Below are 488 nucleotides of genomic sequence, written 5' to 3'. Positions count from 1 at the left end.
TAGACCAGCACTACGAAACAGAGGAACCCTGATCGATGTTCGCCTTCTCTGTTACGGGGAGGGCCATTACGGCCTCGTTCCGTGTGCCCGAGACTCATACCTTCCACCAGACGCTGCCTCTCCCTCCCCGCCCCACGATAATTGGCATGATGGGTGCGGCGCTCGGCCTGGACCTGGGGAGCGCACACGAGTTTGCGGAGAGAAATGAGATCCTGGTGAGCGTCTGGGGTGATCACCGTGGTATTATGCGGGATCTCTGGAACTACCGGAAGGTGACGATCAAGGAGTACGATGAAGAGAGCATCAAGAGCCGCAACCATTACAGTATCCTTATCAGGGAATACCTCTACGACTGTGACTTCGCATTCTTCTTTGGTTCGCCCTCGCCGGATGCGCTTGAAGAGGTTCAAGAGGCGATGATGTCGCCGGTATATGCGCTGACAGCCGGAAACAGCGATGACCTTCTAAAAGTAACCGCCGTCTCTGAG

General features: G+C 55.7%; 1 protein-coding gene. It reads left to right on the top strand.

The window, feature by feature from the left end; all coding sequences use genetic code 11:
* Window positions 1-35: 35 nt before the first annotated feature.
* Window positions 36-488 (top strand): CRISPR-associated protein Cas5 (gene cas5, locus QMC91_RS09890; protein WP_300238073.1); only part of this gene is annotated, 453 nt, incomplete at its 3' end.

Origin of the sequence: Methanoculleus sp. (assembly GCF_030019085.1) — an archaeon.
In the GTDB taxonomy this organism is placed as follows: domain Archaea; phylum Halobacteriota; class Methanomicrobia; order Methanomicrobiales; family Methanoculleaceae; genus Methanoculleus.
The sequence above is the reverse complement of the archived record's forward strand: the minus strand, read 5'-3'. Positions and strand labels throughout refer to the sequence as shown.